The sequence below is a fragment of the Streptomyces sp. NRRL S-37 genome, from assembly GCF_000721605.1.
Lineage (GTDB): Bacteria > Actinomycetota > Actinomycetes > Streptomycetales > Streptomycetaceae > Streptomyces.
On record NZ_JOIZ01000077.1, the window covers coordinates 1 to 1,216 of the forward strand.

General features: G+C 72.8%; 1 protein-coding gene. It reads right to left on the reverse strand.

Annotation, left to right across the window (positions count from 1 at the left end):
- The coding region (locus IH50_RS0136755) for an SDR family oxidoreductase (protein ID WP_030872955.1) at positions 1-1,216 on the reverse strand (1,216 nt) is incomplete at both ends.

Genomic DNA, 1,216 nt, shown 5'->3' on the forward strand with positions numbered 1-1,216 from the left:
ACCACCGGCCGACGAGAACAACACGAACGCCGCCAGATCCAGCCCCCGCGTGGCCTCGTGCAGCCACCACGCCGCATCCGCCTTCGGAGCCAGCACACCATCCACCCGCTCCGGCGACAACGCACCCACCAGCCCGTTGTCCCCCACACCCGCGGCATGCACCACCGCCAGCAGACCACGATCCGAGGCCAGGGAGCCGACGAGCCGGATGACCGCGTCCCGGTCCGACACGTCACAGGCCAGGACCTCCACCCGCGCGCCGAGCGCGGTGAGTTCCTCGGTGAGCTCGATGGCGCCGGGCGCGTCGGGGCCGCGCCGGGAGGTCAGGACCAGGTCCCGCACACCGCGCTCGGCCACCAGATAACGGGCGACCACCGCACCCAGACCACCCGTGCCCCCCGTGATCAGGACCGCACCGGCACCGTCCAGCGCCGGCACGTCCTGCGGGTCGGGTGACGGCAGGCGGGTCAGGCGCGGCACCAGCACCGCGCCGTCCCGCACCGCCACCTCCGGCTCACCCGCGACCACCGCCGCCACCGCCATGTCCACCTCGGCGTCCGCGCCCGGCTCGACGTCGGCCAGCGCGAAACGCCCGGGGTTCTCCGTCAGCGCCGCACGCACCAGACCCCACACCGGAGCCTGCACCACGTCACCGGCCGAACCCACGGCAACCGCGCCCCGCGTGACCACTATCAGACGCGAACCGGCGAACCGCTCACCGGCCAGCCACTCCTGCACCACACCCAGCACCCGGTGCACCACCGACCGCACACCCACCGGCACGTCCACACCGGCATCCACACCGCAGTCCAGCACCACCGTGTCCGAGACATCCCCGTCCGCCGGCAGTTCCTCCCACGACGCCCACGCCACAGCAGGCGCATCCATGACACCCGGCACCCACTCGATGCCGTACAGCGCACCCGCGTCACCGGACGCCGTGCCCAGCTGGTCGGCCGAGACCGGCCGACTCGCCATGGAGTCGACCGACATCACAGGCGCACCGGTCACGTCGGCCACGGACAGGGTGACGGCACGGCCGTCCAGCTTGCCGATGCGGATGCGGACGGCGGAGGCGCCGACCGCGTGCAGACGCACACCGTTCCAGGCGAACGGAATCACCGTCTCGCCCTCCCCGTCGTTCAGGATCGCCGCATGCATCGACGCGTCCAGCAACGCCGGATGCAGACCGAACCCACCGGCCTCCCCCACCGAC